Genomic DNA, 18898 nt, shown 5'->3' on the forward strand with positions numbered 1-18898 from the left:
GCGACTCAGTGGGCGGAGTGCTTCTCCGCGCCACGGTGCCGGTGCCCCTTGAGCTCGGCGTGCATCGCCGGGGCCGCGTGCGCCGTCGCGCCTGCCGCGTCCCGGCCGCCGTGCCGGAAGGCCTCGCCGACGCCGTACCCGGCGGCGGCGTAGGACATCGAGCCGGCGCTCGGCTCCGGCGCGAGCCGGGTGGGCGGGCTCGCCATGCCCCGGCGCTCCAGCAGGTCCTGGGTGCCCTGGCGGAGCTTGGCGGTGCTGCCGGGCGTTCGCTTGGTCATCGTCGGCCTCCCTTCGTCGGCCTCCGGGCCGGACGGATGCCGGCCGGAGGGGCCGCACGGGCGTTATGTCCGGATTTTATCCGGGTTGCGGGCCCGTGCCACCGCGGAGAAGCCGACCTGCCGCTACGGGGGCAGGGGTGGGCGCCGTACGCGCGGGGGCAGGTGGAGGCGCCGTCCGGGGCCGGCCGCCTCAGCCCATGACCTCGTGGACGAAGCACCAGCGCCAGTCCTCCCCCGGCTCGTACGAGCGGATCACCGGGTGGGAGGAGTTGTGGAAGTGCGCGGTCGCGTGTCGCTGCGGCGAGAAGTCGCAGCAGCCGATGTGACCGCAGTCCAGGCAGATCCGCAGGTGCACCCAGTCCCGGCGGCCCTGCGCCAGGCAGTCGGCGCAACCGTCGGCGGGCGGCCGGGGCTCGATGTCCTGAGGAGCCAGAGCGAGGTCTTCGCAGGCGCTCATGACTGAAAGGCTATGCCGCCCCGGCGCGGATCGCCCGCTCAGGGCGCTTCCGCCCCCTCGGCGGCCGCCCCGTCCGTTCCCGCACCCTCGGTCACCGCTCCCGCGCCCCCGGCCGCCGCTCCCGGAGCCGTCCAACTCGCCAGCAGGGCCAGCTTCTGGGCGGTGGGCGAGTCCGCCGGGGCGGTGTAGACGACCAGCAGCTGCTCCGGCGAGCCGTTGACGCCCAGGGTCTCGTAGCCGAAGTCGAGTCCGCCGACCAGCGGGTGGTTCACCTGCTTGACCCCGTGGGTCTTCTCCCGCACCAGGTGGTCCGCCCAGAGCCGGACGAACTCCGCGCTGCGCAGCGACAGTTCGCCCACCAGGGCGGCCAGCTCCGGGTCCTCCGGGTGCAGTCCGGCGTCCCGGCGCAGGAAGGCGACGGTCTCGGCGGCGACCGCGTCCCACTGCCCGTAGTACTCCCGGGCGGACGGGTCGAGGAAGGCGTGCCGGGCCTGGTTGGGCAGGCCGTCCGGGCCGGCGTCGGAACGCGTGGAGAAACCGTTCACCGCGTCGCCCAGCGCGTTCCAGGCCAGCACGTCCATCCGGCGGCCCAGCACGAAGGCCGGCACCCCGGTCATCAGGTCCAGCAGCAGCCGCGTCCCCGGCCGGACCCGCTGCCGCCCCCGCACCCGGGCGGCGGAGGCCGCCGGCGCCTTGGGCGGACGGACCAGCGAGCGCAGGTGCGCGGCCTCCACCCCGTCCAGCCGCAGCACCCGGGCCACCGCGTCCAGCACGGCGTCCGAGGCGCTGCCGCCCCGGCCCTGCTCCAGCCGGACGTAGTAGTCGACGCTGACGCCCGCGAGCTGCGCCACCTCCTCCCGGCGCAGGCCCCGCACCCGGCGGCGGCCGTGCGAGGGCAGGCCCACCTCCTCCGGCAGGATCCGGGCCCGGCGCGAGCGGAGGAAGTCCCCCAGGGTGTTCTCCATGCCGGGCAGGGTAGCCCCGGAGGGGTGCCCCGAGGGTGGCACCGGTTTTCCCAGGCTCCCCGGTCCCGGGATGGCCCGTCCCAGGACGGCGGTGCCCGGGAGGAACGCACCCCTGGGTAGCCGGTCGCGGCCCGCGCAGAGTGGTCGGCGTCAGCCCGGCCGAACCCTCTGGAGCCCCCGATGAGCCACCCGTCCCTCGCCGCCCGCACCGCCGTCGTCACCGGGGCCGCCAGCGGCATGGGCGCCGCCACCGCCCGGCTGCTCGCCGCCTCCGGCGCCCGGGTCGCCCTGCTCGCCCGCCGCACCGAGCGGCTGGACTCCCTCGCCGAGGAGATCGCCGCCGCGGGCGGGCAGGCCCTCGCCGTCACCGCCGACGTCACCGACCAGGCCTCGGTGGACGCCGCCGCGAAGGCCGTCCACGACGCCTACGGCCCGGTCGATCTGGTGGTCAACAACGCCGGGGTGATGCTGCCCAACCCGCTCGCCGACGGCCGGATCGACGAGTGGACCCGCATGGTGGACACCAACCTCACCGGCGCGCTGCGGATCGTCCGCGCCTTCGGCTCCGACCTCACCGCGGCCGCCGCCGAGGGCCGCACCGCCGACCTGGTCAACGTCTCCTCGATCGCCTCGCACGTGGTCTTCCCCGACTACGCGGTGTACGGGGCCACCAAGGCCGCGCTCACCCAGCTGTCCGCCGCCCTGCGCAGCGAGTTCGGCCCGCGCGACGTCCGGGTCAGCGCGATCGAGCCCGGACTGACCGACACCGAACTCGCCGGGCACATCGACAACCCGGTGCTGCGCGAACAGCTCGGCGGCATGTTCGACGCCATCCCGGCCCTCGCGGCCGAGGACGTCGCCGACCTCATCGCGTACACCGTCAGCCGCCCCCGGCACGTCAACCTGCGCCACCTGGTCGTCCTGCCGACCCGCCAGGCCTAAGGCCCCGTCGTACCGGCACTGCGCAATCCCCACTCCTCGCCCACGGGTGGCATGGGAGCATGCCATCCGTGGCGATCGTGACGGGGAGAACGGACGGCGACACCGGCGGGGGCGACCCGGGCGGTGCGCCCGCGCGGCGGAAACGCGGCAGCGGTGACAGCGCCCGCGACGACGAACGAACCGGCGCACCGGCCGACGGCGGCGACGAACGGACCGGGGTACCGGCCGACGGCGGCACCGGAACGGCCACCGCCCGGATACCCGAGCAGACCGGCCCCGGACCCGGCCGGTTCCGGGCCCGCCCACTGCCCGCCACCGACCGGGTCCGGCAGCCCGTCGCCCTGATCCGGCTGATCGGCGGCCTGTTCGCCATCGCCCTCACCCTGCTGCTCGCCGACTACGCCCGCGCCACCACCGGCGGCATCGCCGCCGACGTCGCCGAGGCGGCCGCGCTGGTGCCGCGCCCGCTGGCGGGCCTGGCCGGCGGGCTCACCACCGCCGCCGTCCTGCTGCTCCCGGTGGGCCTCGCCGTCCGCCGGCTGCTGGGCCCCGACCGGCGGCGCGCCGTCCAGCAGGTCTCCGACGGACTGCTCGCCGCCGTCCTCGCGTACGGCGCCACCCTCGGCCTGGACCTGTGGGCCGACGACCTCGCCCCGCTCTCGCTGCTCACCGCGCTCACCCACGCGCTGCCCGACGGCGGACTCGGGCACACCGAGCCCGTCTACGGCTACCTCGCGCCGGTCCTCGCCTTCATGACCGCCTCCGGCAGCCGGGAACGCCGCCTGCCCTGGACCGTCCTCGCCCTCTCCGGCCTCGCCGGACTGACCGGCGGGTACGCCACCCCCACCGCGCTCCTGCTCGGGCTGCTGATCGGCTGGACCGGCGCCCACGGCACCCTGTACGCGGTCGGCACCCCCGACCCCTGCCCCCGGCCCGGCGAGGTCCTGCGCGCCCTGCGCGACAGCGGCCTGCGCCCGGTCGAGGCCCAGCCGGCCGGCCCCGACCGCTACCTGGTCCGACAGGCCGACGACCGCCCCGACCTCGACGTCCAGCTCCTCGACCGGCAGGCCGTCACCGCCGCCGCCGTCCAGCGCGCCTGGCGCCGGCTGCGGCTGCGCACCGCCCCCGACCCGCGCGTCCTGCGCTCCCCCCGCACCGGGCTGGAGCACGAGGCCCTGGTCGCGTACGCGGCCCTCGCGGCCGGCGTCCGCACCCGCCGCATCGCCGCCACCGCCGGCATCGGCCAGGACACCGCCCTCATCGCGTACGAGCGGCTGGCCGGGCGCACCCTGGACGAGCTCCCCGACGAGGAGATCACCGACGAGCTGCTCACCGACGCCTGGCGGCAGCTCGCCCTGCTCCAGCGCCGCGAGATCGCCCACCGCGCGCTCGTCCCCTCCTCCCTGCTGATCGACGACTCGGGCGCGGTGCACCTGGTCGACTTCGCCGACGGCGACATCGCCGCCACCGAACTCGTCCTCCACTGCGACCTCGCCCAGCTCCTCACCACCCTCGCCCTGCGCGCCGGCGCCGCCCGCTCCGTCCGTACGGCCACCGCCGTCCTCGGCCCCGACCCCGTCGGCGCCGCGCTCCCCCTGCTCCAGCCCATCGCCCTCACCCACACCACCCGCCGCGCCCTCAAGCAGCACGCGAAGCACACCGGCGCCCGGGCCGCCGAGCCGTCGGGCGGTCCGGCCGGTGTCGACGTTGCGGCCGAAGCCGGCTCCCCCACCGGCGGCAACGGGCCCGTCGCCACCACCGCTTCCCCGGCGCCCCCGGAGGCCACCACCACCGAGCCGGCCCCCGAGCACCACACCCCCGCCCCCAGCGGCCTGCTCGACGAGATCCGCGCCGAGGTCCTGCGCACCCGCCCGCGAGTGGTGGGTCGGCCGGTGCGGCTGGAGCGGCTGCGGCCGCGGACCCTGCTGGTCGTCGTGGGCGGGGTGGTGGCCGGCTGGCTGCTGATCCCGCAGCTGTTCGCGGCGGAGGACAACCCGGTCTCCGCGCTGGCGGACGCCGATCCCTGGTGGCTGCTGCTGGCGCTGGCCGCGGCGGCGGCCAGCCACGTCGCGGCGGCGATGGGCTTCGTGGGCTTCGTCCCGGAGCGGCTGGACTTCCGCAACGCGGTACTGGCGCAGGTGGCCGGGTCGTTCGTGAAGCTGGTGTCGCCCGGCGGCGTCGGCGGGATCGCGCTGAACACCCGCCTGTTGCAGCGGGCCGGGATCCCGACCGCGCAGGCGCTGTCCAGCGTCGGCGTCGGGAACCTGATCGGGCTGGTGCTGCACCTGTTGCAGCTCGGCGCCTTCGTCTACCTCCTGGACTTCGTCCCGGGCAGCTCCGAGCTGGACGCGCTGCCCGCGGTGGTCGGCGGGTTGGCGGGGGCGGCGGCGCTGCTCGCGGTGGTGTCGGCGATCCCGGCGGCCCGGCGGTGGCTGGCGACGCGGCTGCGGCCGCTGACGGCCGAGGTGGTGCCGCGCCTGCTGGACCTGCTGCGCAGCCCGTCCAAACTGGCGGTGGGGGTGACCGGGCAGCTGCTGGTGTCGATCTGCCTGATCACCTGCCTGTACTGCTGTGTCCGGGCGATCGGCCGGGAGCCGTCCTTCGCCGCGGTCGCGGTGGTGTTCCTGGTGGGCAACGCGGTGGGCAGCGCGGCGCCGACCCCGGGCGGGGCCGGTGCGGTGGACGGGATGCTGCTCACGCTGCTCCAGCAGACCACGTCGATGGAGCCGGGCGGCGAGCTGGCCGCGGTGGCGCTGTTCCGCCTGCTGACGCTGATCCTGCCGGTGCTGCCGGGCTGGGCGGCCCTGGCCTGGCTGCAACGGCGCCGGGCCCTGTAGCCGCTCCGGGGCCCCGCCGCTCCCGCTCCGCTCCCTGGGACCCCGCTACTCCCGGTACTCCTCCTCGTCGTGCCGGACCGGCTGGGTCTGTTCCACGACGTCCGCGACGTTGGTCGCCGGGTCCGCGCCGACGGCCCGGCGTTCGGCCACCTCGTCGTACGTGTCGCCCTCGGGTGCCGGCTCGTCGGGCTCGACGGTCTCGGCGGTCTCGTCGATCAGGTATTCCTCGTGCTGTTCCTGCGGCATGGCATCCGTCCTCACTGTTCGGAGGCCTTCACGGGCCCGGCTGGCGTACTCGCAGTATCCGCCGCCCGGCGCCGGGACGCGACGCGCCGACGACGCTCCGGCGTTGCCGGGACTCCGGCGGACCCCCGGCCGACCGGCCTGATTGACCCACGAAACAGCATCGTGAATGACCCAGGGGACGGGTGCATTCCGCTCCTAGGGTCGTAGCCATGACGACGAACGAGAGCACCCGGGCCACCGAAGCCACCCGGACCGCCCGGACCACCGAGGCCGCCCGGACCACCGAGGCCCTCGCGGGCACCGCCCGCCTCGACTACGCCCGCACCGCCCCCAAGGTGTTCCGCGCGATGATCGCCCTGGACGCCGCCGCCCGCGAGGGCCTCGACCCGGCCCTGGTCGAGCTCGTCCAGATGCGCACCTCCCAGCTGAACGGCTGCGCGTACTGCCTGGACATGCACGCCAAGGACGCCCGCAAGGCCGGCGAGACCGACGAGCGGATCTACCTGCTGCCGGTCTGGCCGGACGCCCCCGCCGGGGTGTACACCGAGCGCGAGCGGGCCGCCCTGGCCCTGGCCGAGGAGGTCGCCCGGATCGACGGCGGCGTCTCGGACGCGGTGTACGCCCGGGCCGCCGCACACTTCGCGGAGGCCGAGCTGGCGCAGCTGATCTCGGTCTGCTTCACCATCAACGCCTGGAACCGCATCAACGTGGCCACCCGCAAGACCCCCGGCACCGCCTGACCGCGCCCACCGTCCGCGCCGCACGGCCGTCCGCACCGCCGTCCGCACCGCCGTTCCCGAGCCGCGTCCCGGGCGACGGCGAGTGCACCGGCGGGAGCACCCGTCCCGGGCGGCGGCCGGAACGCCGTCCGGGCCACCGGGGGTACGATCGGTGCCGTACAAAGGGCTAACCCACACCCACCCGGTGGCCCCGAGGCCCATACGAACGACGGGGAAATCATGTCCGGCTCGCACTACTTCACCGGTGCACCCGAGGTCGCCAGCGACCGCCGGCCGATCACGGTCTCCCTGCCGGACCTCACCCTGGAACTGACCACCGACACCGGGGTGTTCTCCCGCACCCGGCTCGACCCGTGCACCCGGATCCTGCTGGAGCACGCCCCGCAGCCGCGGGTGCGCGGCCCGATCCTGGACATCGGCTGTGGCTACGGTCCGATCGCGCTGACCTGGGCGAGCCGCCGCAAGCGCCTCCCGGTCTGGGCGGTGGACGTCAACGAGCGCGCCCTGGAGCTGGTCCGGCTGAACGCCGAGGCGCTGGGGCTCGGCAACGTCCAGGCCTCCCTGCCCGACGACGTCCCCGAGGACGTCCGCTTCGCCACCATCTACTCCAACCCTCCGATCCGGATCGGCAAGGCCGCGCTGCGCCGCCTGCTCACGCACTGGCTCGACCGGCTGACCCCGGACGGCTCGGCGTTCCTGGTGGTGCAGAAGCACCTGGGCTCGGACTCGCTCCAGAAGTGGCTGAACGAGCAGGGCTACCCGACCAGTCGGGTCACGTCGGTCAACGGGTGCCGGATTCTGGAAGCGCGGCCCCGCCCCGAGGTGGGCGAGGGCTCCGAGAGTGGACGAGGTACGACGACGTGAAGCAGCTGCGCGGGACCGAACTGAAGCGTCTGCACCGCTCGTGGCGGCGCAGCAACGAGTTCCGGCTCGCGATGATCCTGGAGAACCTCCAGTCGCCGTTCAACGTCGGCTCGGTGGTCCGCACCGGCGCGGCGATGGGCGCCGAGAAGCTGTACCTGGTCGGGGACACCCCGTCGGTGCGCTCCTCCGGCGCGCAGAAGGCCGCGATGGGCACCGACAAGTACCTGAAGGTGGAGCACTTCCCGACCATCGCCGAGGCGGTCGCGGCGGCCAAGGCGGACGGCTTCAAGGTCGTCGGCCTGGAGCTGGCGGACGAGGCGGTGCCGATGTTCGCCGCCGAGCTGACCCCGGCGGTGGCCTTCATGCTCGGGCACGAGGACCGCGGGATCACCCCCGAGGCGCTGGCGCTCTGCGACCAGGTCGTGTTCGTGCCGCAGCTGGGCCGGGTCGGCTCGCTGAACGTCTCGGCGGCCGCGACGGTGGCCTGCTACGAGGCGCGCCGGCAGGGCTACGCGATCAGCGGCACCCCGGACGGCGACCTCTCGGGTGACCTCGCGGGCGACCTCGGCGACGACGAGTAGTAGACGGCGCGCAGGAGACGGCGAGAAGGAGACGACGGGCAGGCGGGCGACACCCCCTGGGTGTGCCCCGAAGCCCGAGGGCAGCCCGGACCGTCCGCCGACGGCCCGGGCGCCCGTCTCCGGTCAGCCCTTGACGTTCCGTCGGGCTGCGCCGACCAGGAACACCACCGCGAGCATGGCCGCGGACAGCGCCCCGACCAGCAGCGGCCCCGGACCGCCCGGGCTGCCGTTCACGCGCACGGCCCCCATGAAGTCGACGGCGGCGACGTTGTTGACGAGGACCCACCAGAGCGGCAGGTAGACCACCTGGAAGAGCCGGTGGCTCCGGCTCACCACCCCGAGCGCCATGGCCAGCGAGGGGACGAACAGCGCGCCTCCGAGCCAACTGGCCGTCCCCGCACCGTCGCCCGCCGCCAGCATGCGTATCAGCGGGGCGGCGCCCGTCACCGCGGTGAGCACCAGCCCGGACGCCCATTCGGCGAGCAGCCTGCGCCGGGCCGACGGGTAGGCGCCGAGCAGCACCTCCAGACCGTTCTCGACCTGCTGACTGCCGAGCCGGGACCAGATCAGGACCGGCCACAGCCACGCCAGGGGCAGGAGCAGGCCGGTGACGGCGTCCATCGGCAGCACGAACCCGGCCACCGTCAGCCCGGCGGCGACCAGCCACCACCAGCGGGAGACGCCCTGCACCAGGATCCGGGCCTCCCCCGCCAGCAGCCGCCCGAACGCCCCGGCCCGCCGCGCTTCGGCCTGCGGCAGGGCGGTCCGCTGCGGTTCGGTCCGTAGCCGAGCGCCCGGTACGGTCGCCCAGCGCGCCCCCGCCGTCTCCGTCCCCTCGGACGCGGACGGCTCCCCGGCCACCACCTCCGCGACGGCCCCGGCCCCGGCCCCGGCGGCAGCCGCACCCCCGGACGCACCGCCGGAGGCACGCGCGGGATCGAACCTGCCGAACCACAGGGCCGGCAGCAGCGCCAGGCCGATCGCCAGCAGCACCAGGGCCAGCCGCCCGAGGACGAACCCGGCGGACGGGTCGAAACCGTCCCAGAGGAAGGTGCCCAGCGGCTTGTCGACCTTGGTCAGTCCGAGGCTGAACCCGCCGTCGCCGACCGACTCGTGCCGGGCCTCCAGCGCCGCGCCCATCGACCGCGCGACCTGGTGCACGCCGAGGCCGTCCAGCGGTGCGGAGGCCGACTGCCCGCTGAGCGCGAGCACCATGGCCAGCACGAACCAGACGACGTTCCCGAAGCCGCCCCGCAGCAGCGGCACCGTCTCGAACAGCAGCGCCGCCGCCGCGGTGAGCGCCATCAGGGGCAGCGCGAGCAGCAGGAACGGCACCACCAGGGCTATCGGGTCGACCGCGCGGTCCTCACCGCGGGCGAGCTGCATCAGCAGCGCGGTGACGGCCAGCACGCCGACCATGGAGGCGAGCACCAGCAGGTTGCTCAGGAACTTGGCCAGGAGGTAGCGGGAGTTGCGCAGCGGGGTGGCGGCGAGGACCTGGCCGACCCCGCTCGCCTCGTCCCGCGCGATGCCGCTGCGCACCACGTAGAAGCCGCCGAAGGTGAGCCAGAGCGCACCGGCCAGGGCCGTGACCGCGCCGACGTAGGCGCTGTTGTAGATGCCCCGGTGGCCGCCCACGTCCATGATCGTCCAGTGGCCGCCGGCGTCCGGTACGGCCAGGTAGCCGAGCCCGACCGCGGCGAGCAGCGTCACCGCGTACACCGGTCGGCGCACCCGGTCCCGGAAGTCGCCGACCGCCAGCCTGGCCAACGCCGACCCGACCCCCGACCCCGACCCCGAAGCCGACCCGACCGCCGGACCTGTCACCGTCACCGTCGCCCTCATCGCCGCACCGCCCGCTGCTCGGCCCGGGCCGAGCCGCCGGGCCGGTGGATGACGCCCAGGTAGGCGTCCTCCAGATCCGGCACGACCCGGACCGCGTCGGGCCGCGGCGGCTCGGCGGCGAGCAGCCGCACCCGCACGCCGTTCCCCGTCCGCACCATCCGGCTGACCACGTGGCGGGCCTGGACCTCCAGGAGGTCCGCCGGTGCGACCACCGCCTCCCAGACCTGTCCGTCGATCTCCCGGAGCAGCTCGTCGGGCGCGCCCCGGCGCAGCAGCCGGCCGTGCGCGACCACGGCGATGTCGGAGGCCACCGACTCGACGTCGGAGACGATGTGGGTCGAGAGCATCACGACCCGCTCCGCCGCGAGTTCGCTGAGCAGGTTGCGGAAGCGCACCCGCTCCTCCGGGTCCAGGCCGGCGGTCGGCTCGTCGACCACGATCACCCTGGGGTCGGCCAGCAGGGCCTGCGCGATGCCGACCCGGCGGAGCATGCCGCCCGAGTAGGTGCCGAGCGGGCGCCTGACCGCCTCGGTCAGGTTGACCAGCTGGATCAGCTCGTCGATCCGGGCCCGGGCGGAACGGGCTCCGATCCCCTTGGCGGCCGCCAGGTAGGACAGGAACTCCCGCGAGGTCAGGTTCGGGTAGACCCCGAAGTCCTGTGGCAGGTAGCCGAGTTCCCGGCGCAAGCGATCCGGCTCGGCCACCACGTCGGCGCCCTGGTACCGGACCTGCCCGCCCGTGGGCCGGGTGACCGTCGCCACGATGCGCATCAGCGACGACTTCCCGGCGCCGTTCGGCCCCAACAGCCCGACCATTCCCGGCCCGAGGCGCATCGTGACGCCGTCGACGGCCCGCTTGCCGCCCTTGTAGACCTTGGTGACATCAACCAGTTCGAGCATGTTCCCCGTCCCTCCGCCAGGAGTCATCGCCTTCACCCCTTGAGCTCCGTCTCGCGCCCGTCCCGCAGGACCGCCACGCCCTTGGGCACCTCGACCCGGTACTTCGTGTCGCAGTTGGCGATCCCCGAGCACCCCGCCCGGAGGTCGAGGACCCCGTCCTTCAGCTCCCAGGAGGCCTTGGCGCTGCCGACCTTGCCGCTGGTCTCGAACCAGCGGGTGACCTTGACGTCCTTCCGGTCGACCGCGACGAGGTCGGCGGGGGCACCGTGCGACACGACGTTCAGCCTCTGGGCGGCGAACTCGAAGGTCCTGTCCTCGGGCGCGGCGTCCATCGCGTCGGCGCAGCCGGCGAGCGACAGCAGCGCGACCACCACGAGAACGACCGGCCCGTATCCGGTTCTCGTACGTCGGTCCACGTCGTCCTCCTTGCGGTCGGGGTCGGATGCGCCGCTCCGGGCGCGTTTCCTGGGGCACGTGAGCACGCTCGTAAGCCTGGCCGGTCCGCGGGCTTCTGCCATCTGCCGTTCGGCAGATATCCCGTATGACCAAAGGGGGAGTTTCTCCCACCGACAAGGCCTCCCCGCAGTCGTCAGAATGGCCTCACGGGCCGGCGCGACCGGGCCGCACAACGGCACCACCGGGAGGGGATCGCGTCCGTGAACAGCACGATGCACAACGGGGAGGGCCCGGCGCCGAGCGAGGAGGGCACCACACCGAACAGGGCCACGGGCTTCTCGGTGTCCACCGGACTCACCGCCCTCCGACGGTCCCTGACCCTCAGTCGGCTCTCCGCCCTCGCCCTCGTCCACTCCCTCAGCGTCACGTGCGCGATCTCCCTCGTCGGGCCGGGCCTCGGCCTGGTCCCCCGCGCCATGGCCGGGGTGCGCGACCTGGCCGACCGTCAGCGCGCCCTGGCCGCCGAGTGGTCCGACGTCCGGTTCCCCGGACCGCCCGGCCCGCTGCCGCCGGTGCCCGAGTGGGCCTCCGGCGTCCTCGCCCGCTACCGCTGGATCACCCGCGACCCGCAGACCCGTCGGGAGTTCTGCTGGGTCTTCGCCGAGCCGTTCGTCGGCAGCCTGCTCGCCTTCCTGCCGGTCGCCGTCCTGCTCAACGGCCTCTGGGGCGTCTTCCTGGCCTTCTTCGGCGTCCAGCTGTCCACCGAGTGGGACGGCCTCTGGTACCAGTTCATCCCGATCGAGGGCACCGCCACCGCCGTCCTCGCCGGCGTCCTCGGACTGCTCCAATTCCCGCTCGCGCTCTGGCTCGCGCCCCGCACGGTCCGCCGGCACGCCCGCCACATCCGCTCGATGCTCGCCCCGGGCGAGCAGGAGCTGCTGGCCGGCCGGATCGCCCACCTGACCGCCACCCGCAGCACCGCCGTCGACACCCGGATGGCCGAGATCCGCCGGATCGAGCGCGACCTGCACGACGGCGCCCAGGCCCGACTGGTCGCGATGGGCATGACCCTGGACGCCGCCGAACACCTCCTGGAGACCGACCCGAAGGCCGTCCGCGCCCTGCTGGTCGAGGCCCGCCAGTCCTCCGCGAAGGCCCTGGAGGAACTCCGCGACCTGGTCCGCGGCATCCACCCGCCGGTCCTCGCCGACCGCGGACTCACCGACGCGGTACGGGCGTTGGCCATGGTCTGCCCGGTCCCCACCGAGGTCTCGGCGGACCTCCCCGGCCGCCCCGAGATGCCCGTCGAGTCCGCCGCCTACTTCGCCGTCTCGGAGCTCCTCACCAACGTCGTCAAGCACTCCGACGCCGGCCGCGCCGGAATCGAACTCCGCTACGATCGCGGCGTACTGCGCATCACCGTCTCCGACAACGGGCGGGGCGGCGCGGACGCCCGCCGCGGCACCGGCCTGCGCGGCGTCGAACGGCGGCTCGCCACCTTCGACGGGGTCGTCGCCGTCAGCAGTCCCCCCGACGGTCCGACCACGGTGACCCTGGAGCTTCCGTGCGCATTGTCCTCGCCGAAGACCACTTCCTCCTCCGGGACGGCCTGATCCGCCTCCTCCAGGCCCACGGCCACGAGGTGGCGGCCGCCGTGGACAACGGCCCCGACCTCCTCCGGGCCCTCACCGAGCAGCGGCCGGACGTCTCGATCGTCGACGTCCGGCTGCCGCCGACCTTCACCGACGAGGGCCTGCGCGCCGCCCTCACCGCCCGCCGCGCCACCCCCGACCTCCCCGTCCTGCTCCTCTCCCAGTACGTCGAACCCCTCTACGCCCGCGAACTCCTCGCCACCGGCGGCCACGCCGTCGGCTACCTGCTCAAGGACCGCGTCACCAACGGCACCCAGTTCCTCGACGCCATCCACCGCGTCGCCGCCGGCGGCACCGCCATGGACCCCCAGGTCGTCACCCAACTCCTGGTCCGCAAGGACCGCGACACCGCCCTCGCCACTCTCACCCCCCGCGAACGCGAAGTCCTCGAATCCCTCGCCCAGGGCCGCTCCAACACCGGCATCGCCCAATCCCTCTTCATCACCGAGAAGGCCGTCGCCAAGCACATCACCAACATCTTCACCAAGCTCGGCCTCCACCCCACCGACACCGCCAACCGCCGCATCCTGGCCGTCCTCACCTACCTCGACCAGTAACCCCCACCCCCCGGGGCACGCAAAAAGGCCCAGGTCAGAACTTCCTGACCTGGGCCTTCACTGAGCCGCCTGCGGGATTCGAACCCGCGACCTACGCATTACGAGTGCGTTGCTCTGGCCAACTGAGCTAAGGCGGCACCGCTGCCGTGTGTGGCGGCAACGCGGGCCAGTCTACACAGGTTCGCGGGTGATCCGTACCCGGTATCCGGGGGCGGTGGTCAGGCGGAGGAGACGGCGAGTTTGGCGGCGAAGCCGGCGAAGAGGACGGCGACGCCGCTGGTGAGGGTGGCGGAGAGGCGCTTGCGGCGGGTGAAGGCGGTGGCGAGGGTGGTGCCCGCGAAGATGAGGAGGGAGAGGTAGAGGAAGCTGAAGGTCTGGAGGATGCCGCCGAGGAGGGCGAAGGAGAGGGCGGGCTGTCCGTAGCCGGGGTCGACGAACTGGGTGAAGAAGGAGAGCAGGAAGAGGATGGCCTTCGGGTTGAGGAGGCTGATCACCAGGGCCCGGCGGAAGGGGTTCTCGGTGGATTCGGGGGCCGGTTCGGCGGTGGGGTCGGCCGCGGCGCGGCGGTCGCGCCAGAGTTGGCGGGCGGCGCGGAGCATGCCGTAGCCGATCCAGAGCAGGTAGGCGGCGCCGCCGAACTTGACCACGGCGAAGACGGCCGGGTTGGCCTTGAGCAGGGAGGCCGCGCCCAGCGAGGTGAGGCTGATCAGGGTGAGGTCGCCGATGAAGACGCCGGCCGCGGCTCGGTAGCCGGTGCGGATGCCCTTGCGGGCCGCGACGGACAGCACGTACAGGGAGTTGGGGCCGGGCAGCAGGATGATGACGAGGGCGCCGAGGACGTACGTCGCCAGGTCGTTGACTCCGAGCACGATGAGCTCCGGTGCAGGGGAGGGTGACAGGGGGCGCTCATCGTAACGTCGTACCGGTAATCGGTTGAAGTGAGAACCACCTGTCGGTCTCCCGGCTCCGGGCACGCCCTACCGGTCGCAGCGCTTGCCCTGTTCCGGGGCCTCCCCGGTCAGCAGGAAACGGTTCACCGCTCCGTCCACGCAGGTGCTGTGCCGGCCGTACGCAGTGTGGCCGTCGCCGTCGAAGGTGAGCAGGCGGCCGGACTCCAGCTGGTCGGCCAGCGACCGGGCCCAGGCGTACGGGGTGGCCGGGTCGCGGGTGGTGCCGATGACGACGATCGGGGCGGCGCCGGCCGCGCGGATGGTGTGCGCCGTACCGGTGGCCCGGACCGGCCAGTACGCGCAGGTCAGGGCCATCCAGGCCATGTCGCGCCCGAAGTGCGGCGAGACCCGCTCGAACTCCGGCACAGCCCGCTGGACGTCCTCCGGCCCGCGGAACGGGGCGGGCAGGTCGAGGCAGTTCACCGCGGTGTTGGCGAACATCAGGTTGGGGTACGAGCCGTCCGCCTCGCGCCCGTAGTAGTTGTCGGAGAGCTTCAGCAGACCGGTGCCGTCGCCCGCCTTGGCGTCGGCGAGCGCGGCGCGCAGCTTGGGCCAGAGGAAGTCGGCGTACATGGCCTGGATGACGCCGGTGGTCGCCTGGGACCCGGTGAGCCGGCGGCCGCCCTCGGCGGTGGACAGCGCGGCGGCGCGGACGCCCTCCAGCAGGGCGGTGAGCTGCTCGCCGACCTGCTGCTCGGTGCGGCCGAGCGGGCAGTCCTCGCGCGTGGCGCAGTCCCGGGCGAAGGCGGCCCAGGCGGTCTCGAAGCCGCCCGCCTGGGTGCGGTTGCCGGTGGCGGAGTCGAGCGCCGGGTCCATCGCGCCGTCCAGCACCAGCCGTCCGGCCCGGCTCGGGAACAACCCGGCGTAGGTGGCGCCGAGGAAGGTGCCGTAGGACTTGCCGACGTAGTTCAGCTTCTCGTCGCCGAGCAGGGCGCGCAGCACGTCCATGTCGCGGGCGCCCTCGACGGTGCCGAGGTGGCCGAGCGCCGCCCCGGCCTGCTTCCGGCAGCCCTCGGCGAACTCCTTGTCGGCCGCGATCAGCGCGTCGATCCCGTGCTGGTCGCCGGGGGTCAGGTCGACGGCGGTGTAGGCGTCCATCCGGTCGCCGCTCAGGCAGCTGACGGGGCTGCTGCGGCCCACCCCGCGCGGGTCGAGGCCGACCAGGTCGTACCGGGCGCGCACCCCGTGGTCGTACGTCCGAGCGGCGGCCTCCAGGTACTCGATCGCCGAGCCGCCGGGCCCGCCCGGGTTGAGCAGCAGGGAGCCGAGCCGCGCGCCCGGGGAAGCGGGCGGGGAGGCGGAAGGGGCGGCTTCCGCCGCCGCGCGGGCGGCCGCCAGGGTGAGGTCGCCGTCCCCCGGGTGGTCGTAGTCCAGCGGCACCCGGAACGTGGTGCACTCGAACCCGCTGTCGCAGGGCTGCCAGGCCAGGTGTTGCGCGTAGTACGGCGCGAGCGCGGCCGGGACGGCGGCGGGCAGCGGCTCCAACGGGGTCGCCCCGGCGGCCCCGGCAGCCCCGGACGCCGCCGCAGTCGCCGGGGCGGAGGGCCTGCCGGAGCCGGCCGGGTCCGACGGGGACGCCCCCGGCGCCTCGGACGGATCGGCGCCGCACCCGCCCGCCAGCAGCCCGGCGACGACCAGCGCCGCGGCCAGCGCCCGCGTCCGTGCCTGCGCCCGCGTCCGTGCCCACGCCCGTACCGGCGCCCGCCCGAAGGCCCTCATCCGCCACCACTCCGCAATCGACCAGCACGTGGAACAACCCGTGGAACAACCAGTGGAGCACCCCGGAGGAAACGCCGCTGCCCGGCACCCCTCCCCCGGGGTACCGGGCAGCGTAGCGCCGCCGGACGGGCACTCAGGACGGCTTGGCCAGCGCCTCGGCCAGGAACTGCGCCGCCTGCCGGACCAGCCGCAGCCGCTCCCGGTCGGGGGTGAAGTCCTGCACGTTGTCCGAGATCCGCACGTCGGCCTTGGCCGCCGCTCCGGGACCGGCCTTCAGCGCGGACTGGAGCTTGCGGGCCGCGTCCAGCCCGGCGGAGTCGGCCTTGGCGGCGGCCAGCAGCAGCTTGGCGGAGCTGCCGGCCGGGGCCTCGGCGCCGGTCTGGGTGAGCGCGATGGCGTCGTAGCGGCCGGAGACCGCCGCGGCCGCGCCGTACAGGTCGGGCCGGGACAGTCCGGCGGCGGCCGCGCAGGGCGCGCCGCCGTCGACGCCGAGGGCGCCCCAGGAGGCCGGGCCGGGCGGCAGGGTGCGGAAGGAGGCCGCGATGGTGCCGCGCAGCGTCGCGTCGTCGGCGACGGCGGCCGGGGCGGCGGCGACCAGCTCGCAGGGGTGCGCGGTGCCGTTCGGCGCCTCGGGGGCGACCAGGATGAACGGGCGGGTCCTGCCGGTCTGGAGGGCCGAACCGATGCCCTCGAAGACGTCCGGGACCTCGGCGTCGGCGGTCTTCTGGGGCGCGGCCGCGTGCATCACGACGACCGGGAAGTGGGTGTTCGGCTCCTTGGCGTACTGCGGCGGGAGCCAGACCCGGACGTTGCGGGGGTGGCCGTCGGGGCCGAGCACGGCGGACTGGAGCAGCTCGCCGCCGCCGGGGTGGCCGACGCTGTCGAAGCGGCTGGCCACGGCGGGAGCCGCAGCGGGTCCGGCGGCTCCGACAGCTCCGGCCGCTCCGACGGCGGCAGGGGCGACCGGGGCGGCGCCGGCACCGGCGCCAGCACCGGCAGCAGCGGCCGACTCGGCGGCCACCGGCGGCGCCGCCTGCTGCGGCCGGGCCGCCGTCCCCGCACCGGTCCCGCCGCCCGCCCCCGCACCCGCGCTCCCCGCGTCCACCACCGGCTCCGCCCGGTCCGGCGCCTGGACGTCCCGGCCGAGGCCGCCGAAGGCGCCGAGCGTGGTGAGCACCGTCAGGGCGGTGACGCACACCCCGCAGACCATCGCCCCGGCCGCCCGCACCAGCATCGGCAGGCGGTCGCCGGCCAGCTCGTAGGTCTCGGCGGCGCGCAGGTCGCGCCAGCGCTGTTGGGCACCCCGGGCCAGCCAGATCCCGCCGAGGGCGGCGGCCAGCAGGGGAATGACGAGGAGCGAACGAACCACGGGACGCACCACCTCTGGAGGGGGCCGCGCCGAACCGGAACCGGCGCGTACGGGAGGCGACCGCCCCGGCAGCGGGCGCAGTCGGCCCCCAGCGTGCACAACGGGCGGACCGTCACACGACGGTGTGCCCGGCGAGTGTCGCTCGTTCACTCGAAGGTGGGACGGCGTATCGCCCCGGGAGGCGTACGGGTACCGCCCGCCGGAGCAATCCAGGAAGAACGGCCCCGCCCGGCCCTCAGCCCGCGCGCAGCGCCACCGTCATCGCCTCGACCGCGAGCAGCGGGTCCACGTTGCGGTCCAGCGCCTGGCGGCAGGCCAGCACCGCCTCGATCCGGCGCAGCGTGCCCTCCGCGGGCCCGGCCTGGGCCACCCGGTTCAGCGCCTGCCGCTGGTCCTCGTTGGCGAGCGCGCCGGTGGAGCCGAGCTGGATGGCGAGCACGTCCCGGTAGAAGCCGAGCAGGTCGAGCAGGGCGACGCCCAGGGTCTCCCGGCGGGTGCGGGTGGCCCGGCTCTTCTGCCGCTTCTCCAGCTCCTTGACCGCGCCGGCCATGCCGCGCGGCGCCTTGCTGCCCTCGGAGGCGCCGTAGGCGGCCTTGAGGTCGTCGGTCTCCTTGGCGTCCTGGGTCTCGGCGAGCGCCTCGGCATCGGCCTTGGCGGTGTCGACCAGGCGCTGGGCGGCGGTCAGGCAGCCGCCGATGTCGCCGACCTCCAGCGGGATGCGCAGCACCTCCGTCCGGCGCGTCCGGGCCTGCTCGTCGACGGCGAGGCGGCGCGAGCGCTCGATGTCGCCCTGACCGGCGAGCGCGGCGAGCCGGGCCGTCTCCGGGTCGACGCCGTCGCGGCGGACCAGGGTGTCGGCGACCGCCTCGGCCGCGGGGGTGCGCAGCACCAGCAGGCGGCAGCGCGAACGGATGGTCGGCAGCACGTCCTGGACGGAGGGGGCGCAGAGCAGCCAGACGGTGCGCGGGGAGGGCTCCTCCACGCCCTTGAGCAGCGCGTTCGCGGCGGCCTCGGTGAGGCGGTGGGCGGCGTCCACCAGGATCACCGACCAGCGGCCGCCGGTCGGGTAGCTGGAGGCGCGCATGACCAGGTCGCGCATGTCGCCGACGCCGATGGAGAGGCCGTCGGTCCGGACGTACTTGACGTCGGCGTGGCTGCCGGCCAGCACGGTGTGGCAGCCGTCGCAGAACCCGCAGCCGGGCGTGCCGCCGAGCGCGAGGTCCGGACTGGTGCACTGGAGGGCGGCGGCGAAGGCGCGCGCGGCGGTGACCTGCCCGGCGCCGGGCGGGCCGGTGAACAGCCAGGCGTGCGTCATCAGGGAGGCGTTCACGCCCTCGACCGGGGCGGCCCCGCGACCGGCCTCGATCGTCGCCCCGGCCGCCCGGGCTGCGGCGGTCAGCTGCTCGACCACCCGCTCCTGGCCCACCAGGTCGTCCCAGACGGCCACTGCTGCTCCCAAGCTCCGTACGACAGCGCCGGTGGCGCCTCTTCCCCGCCGTCGAGCATACGTCTCCGCTCCGACACCCACTGCTCCGTCCGGGGGACGGCGGAGGACACGGCGGACGGGAAGGTGGACGGGAAGGCCGGTTCCGCGGGCGACG

Annotated in this window: 18 protein-coding genes and 1 tRNA gene; 7 read left to right on the forward strand and 12 right to left on the reverse strand. The window is 74.9% G+C overall.

Going from position 1 to position 18898, the window contains the following annotated elements; genetic code table 11:
- Positions 1 to 5: 5 nt before the first annotated feature.
- The 3 genes from ACFU7Z_RS03475 to ACFU7Z_RS03485 all read right to left on the reverse strand — a co-directional run bounded on the left by ACFU7Z_RS03475 (position 6) and on the right by ACFU7Z_RS03485 (position 1700).
- Entirely contained in the window at positions 6 to 278 is a 273-nt protein-coding gene (locus ACFU7Z_RS03475; protein WP_049660170.1) for a hypothetical protein, read from the reverse strand.
- A gap of 190 nt (positions 279 to 468) precedes the next feature.
- Entirely contained in the window at positions 469 to 735 is a 267-nt protein-coding gene (locus tag ACFU7Z_RS03480) for a UBP-type zinc finger domain-containing protein (protein ID WP_049660172.1), read from the reverse strand.
- Between the two features lie 38 nt (positions 736 to 773).
- Positions 774 to 1700, reverse strand: a complete 927-nt coding sequence (locus ACFU7Z_RS03485) for a helix-turn-helix transcriptional regulator (protein ID WP_380775679.1) — start codon at positions 1698 to 1700, stop codon at positions 774 to 776.
- Positions 1701 to 1880: 180 nt separating this feature from the next.
- On the opposite strand from ACFU7Z_RS03485, the gene ACFU7Z_RS03490 reads away from it, so the two are divergent.
- Both ACFU7Z_RS03490 and ACFU7Z_RS03495 read left to right on the forward strand, forming a co-directional pair.
- Positions 1881 to 2642, forward strand: a complete 762-nt coding sequence (locus ACFU7Z_RS03490; protein WP_049660175.1) for an SDR family oxidoreductase — start codon at positions 1881 to 1883, stop codon at positions 2640 to 2642.
- Positions 2643 to 2710: 68 nt separating this feature from the next.
- Positions 2711 to 5479: a lysylphosphatidylglycerol synthase domain-containing protein gene (locus tag ACFU7Z_RS03495; protein WP_380775681.1), complete on the forward strand. Its 2769-nt coding sequence runs from the start codon at positions 2711 to 2713 to the stop codon at positions 5477 to 5479.
- A gap of 45 nt (positions 5480 to 5524) precedes the next feature.
- Here ACFU7Z_RS03495 and ACFU7Z_RS03500 read toward each other — a convergent pair whose 3' ends face one another.
- A complete protein-coding gene (locus tag ACFU7Z_RS03500; RefSeq protein ID WP_380775683.1) occupies positions 5525 to 5725 on the reverse strand; it encodes a hypothetical protein in 201 nt (66 codons plus the stop codon).
- A 209-nt stretch (positions 5726 to 5934) separates the two neighbouring features.
- Here ACFU7Z_RS03500 and ACFU7Z_RS03505 point away from each other — a divergent pair, with 209 nt between their 5' ends.
- The 3 genes from ACFU7Z_RS03505 (at position 5935) to ACFU7Z_RS03515 (ending at position 7910) form a co-directional block, all read left to right on the forward strand.
- Positions 5935 to 6465, forward strand: coding sequence for a carboxymuconolactone decarboxylase family protein (locus ACFU7Z_RS03505; protein ID WP_117488487.1), 531 nt, complete (start codon positions 5935 to 5937; stop codon positions 6463 to 6465).
- A gap of 219 nt (positions 6466 to 6684) precedes the next feature.
- A complete protein-coding gene (locus ACFU7Z_RS03510) occupies positions 6685 to 7329 on the forward strand; it encodes a class I SAM-dependent methyltransferase (protein ID WP_049654410.1) in 645 nt (214 codons plus the stop codon).
- Positions 7326 to 7910, forward strand: coding sequence for a TrmH family RNA methyltransferase (locus ACFU7Z_RS03515; protein ID WP_049654411.1), 585 nt, complete (start codon positions 7326 to 7328; stop codon positions 7908 to 7910). The genes ACFU7Z_RS03510 and ACFU7Z_RS03515 overlap by 4 nt, the downstream gene beginning before the upstream one ends.
- A gap of 123 nt (positions 7911 to 8033) precedes the next feature.
- Here ACFU7Z_RS03515 and ACFU7Z_RS03520 read toward each other — a convergent pair whose 3' ends face one another.
- From ACFU7Z_RS03520 to ACFU7Z_RS03530, 3 genes are all read right to left on the reverse strand, one after another.
- Complete coding sequence (locus ACFU7Z_RS03520; RefSeq protein WP_380775685.1) at positions 8034 to 9680, reverse strand: hypothetical protein; 1647 nt, start codon at positions 9678 to 9680, stop codon at positions 8034 to 8036.
- Between the two features lie 71 nt (positions 9681 to 9751).
- The gene (locus ACFU7Z_RS03525; RefSeq protein ID WP_380775687.1) at positions 9752 to 10654 is read right to left on the reverse strand and encodes an ABC transporter ATP-binding protein; all 903 of its coding nucleotides are present in this window, start codon (positions 10652 to 10654) and stop codon (positions 9752 to 9754) included.
- 32 nt (positions 10655 to 10686) lie between these two features.
- Complete coding sequence (locus tag ACFU7Z_RS03530) at positions 10687 to 11070, reverse strand: hypothetical protein (RefSeq protein ID WP_380775689.1); 384 nt, start codon at positions 11068 to 11070, stop codon at positions 10687 to 10689.
- A 252-nt stretch (positions 11071 to 11322) separates the two neighbouring features.
- Here ACFU7Z_RS03530 and ACFU7Z_RS03535 point away from each other — a divergent pair, with 252 nt between their 5' ends.
- Positions 11323 to 12663 carry a sensor histidine kinase gene (locus ACFU7Z_RS03535; RefSeq protein ID WP_380775711.1) on the forward strand — a complete coding sequence of 447 codons (1341 nt, stop codon included), beginning with the start codon at positions 11323 to 11325 and terminating at the stop codon, positions 12661 to 12663.
- Positions 12615 to 13259, forward strand: a complete 645-nt coding sequence (locus ACFU7Z_RS03540) for a LuxR C-terminal-related transcriptional regulator (protein WP_380775691.1) — start codon at positions 12615 to 12617, stop codon at positions 13257 to 13259. Before ACFU7Z_RS03535 ends, ACFU7Z_RS03540 begins: the two co-directional genes overlap by 49 nt.
- Positions 13260 to 13322: 63 nt before the next feature.
- On the opposite strand, the gene ACFU7Z_RS03545 is transcribed toward ACFU7Z_RS03540, so the two are convergent.
- The 5 genes from ACFU7Z_RS03545 to ACFU7Z_RS03565 form a co-directional block, all read right to left on the reverse strand.
- Positions 13323 to 13396 (reverse strand) — tRNA-Thr (locus ACFU7Z_RS03545).
- An 81-nt stretch (positions 13397 to 13477) separates the two neighbouring features.
- Positions 13478 to 14128 carry a leucine efflux protein LeuE gene (gene leuE / locus ACFU7Z_RS03550; protein ID WP_380775693.1) on the reverse strand — a complete coding sequence of 217 codons (651 nt, stop codon included), beginning with the start codon at positions 14126 to 14128 and terminating at the stop codon, positions 13478 to 13480.
- Positions 14129 to 14236: 108 nt separating this feature from the next.
- Positions 14237 to 15928: an alpha/beta hydrolase gene (locus tag ACFU7Z_RS03555; protein WP_380775695.1), complete on the reverse strand. Its 1692-nt coding sequence runs from the start codon at positions 15926 to 15928 to the stop codon at positions 14237 to 14239.
- A gap of 133 nt (positions 15929 to 16061) precedes the next feature.
- Positions 16062 to 17297, reverse strand: a complete 1236-nt coding sequence (locus ACFU7Z_RS03560; RefSeq protein ID WP_380775697.1) for a hypothetical protein — start codon at positions 17295 to 17297, stop codon at positions 16062 to 16064.
- A gap of 235 nt (positions 17298 to 17532) precedes the next feature.
- Positions 17533 to 18744 carry a DNA polymerase III subunit delta' gene (locus tag ACFU7Z_RS03565; RefSeq protein WP_049660729.1) on the reverse strand — a complete coding sequence of 404 codons (1212 nt, stop codon included), beginning with the start codon at positions 18742 to 18744 and terminating at the stop codon, positions 17533 to 17535.
- Between the last annotated feature and the right edge of the window lie 154 nt (positions 18745 to 18898).

It is taken from the genome of Kitasatospora sp. NPDC057518 (assembly GCF_042802075.1).
Classification (GTDB): Bacteria; Actinomycetota; Actinomycetes; order Streptomycetales; family Streptomycetaceae; genus Kitasatospora.

Bases quoted from the DNA above. Each gene is read 5' to 3' on its own strand.
- ACFU7Z_RS03490 (WP_049660175.1), top strand. From the start codon at position 1,881: ATGAGCCACCCGTCCCTCGCCGCCCGCACCGCCGTCGTCACCGGGGCC.
- ACFU7Z_RS03500 (WP_380775683.1), bottom strand. From the start codon at position 5,725: ATGCCGCAGGAACAGCACGAGGAATACCTGATCGACGAGACCGCCGAG.
- ACFU7Z_RS03525 (WP_380775687.1), bottom strand. From the start codon at position 10,654: ATGCTCGAACTGGTTGATGTCACCAAGGTCTACAAGGGCGGCAAGCGG.
- ACFU7Z_RS03485 (WP_380775679.1), bottom strand. From the start codon at position 1,700: ATGGAGAACACCCTGGGGGACTTCCTCCGCTCGCGCCGGGCCCGGATC.
- ACFU7Z_RS03555 (WP_380775695.1), bottom strand. From the start codon at position 15,928: ATGAGGGCCTTCGGGCGGGCGCCGGTACGGGCGTGGGCACGGACGCGG.
- ACFU7Z_RS03475 (WP_049660170.1), bottom strand. From the start codon at position 278: ATGACCAAGCGAACGCCCGGCAGCACCGCCAAGCTCCGCCAGGGCACC.
- ACFU7Z_RS03505 (WP_117488487.1), top strand. From the start codon at position 5,935: ATGACGACGAACGAGAGCACCCGGGCCACCGAAGCCACCCGGACCGCC.
- ACFU7Z_RS03480 (WP_049660172.1), bottom strand. From the start codon at position 735: ATGAGCGCCTGCGAAGACCTCGCTCTGGCTCCTCAGGACATCGAGCCC.
- ACFU7Z_RS03510 (WP_049654410.1), top strand. From the start codon at position 6,685: ATGTCCGGCTCGCACTACTTCACCGGTGCACCCGAGGTCGCCAGCGAC.
- ACFU7Z_RS03535 (WP_380775711.1), top strand. From the start codon at position 11,323: ATGCACAACGGGGAGGGCCCGGCGCCGAGCGAGGAGGGCACCACACCG.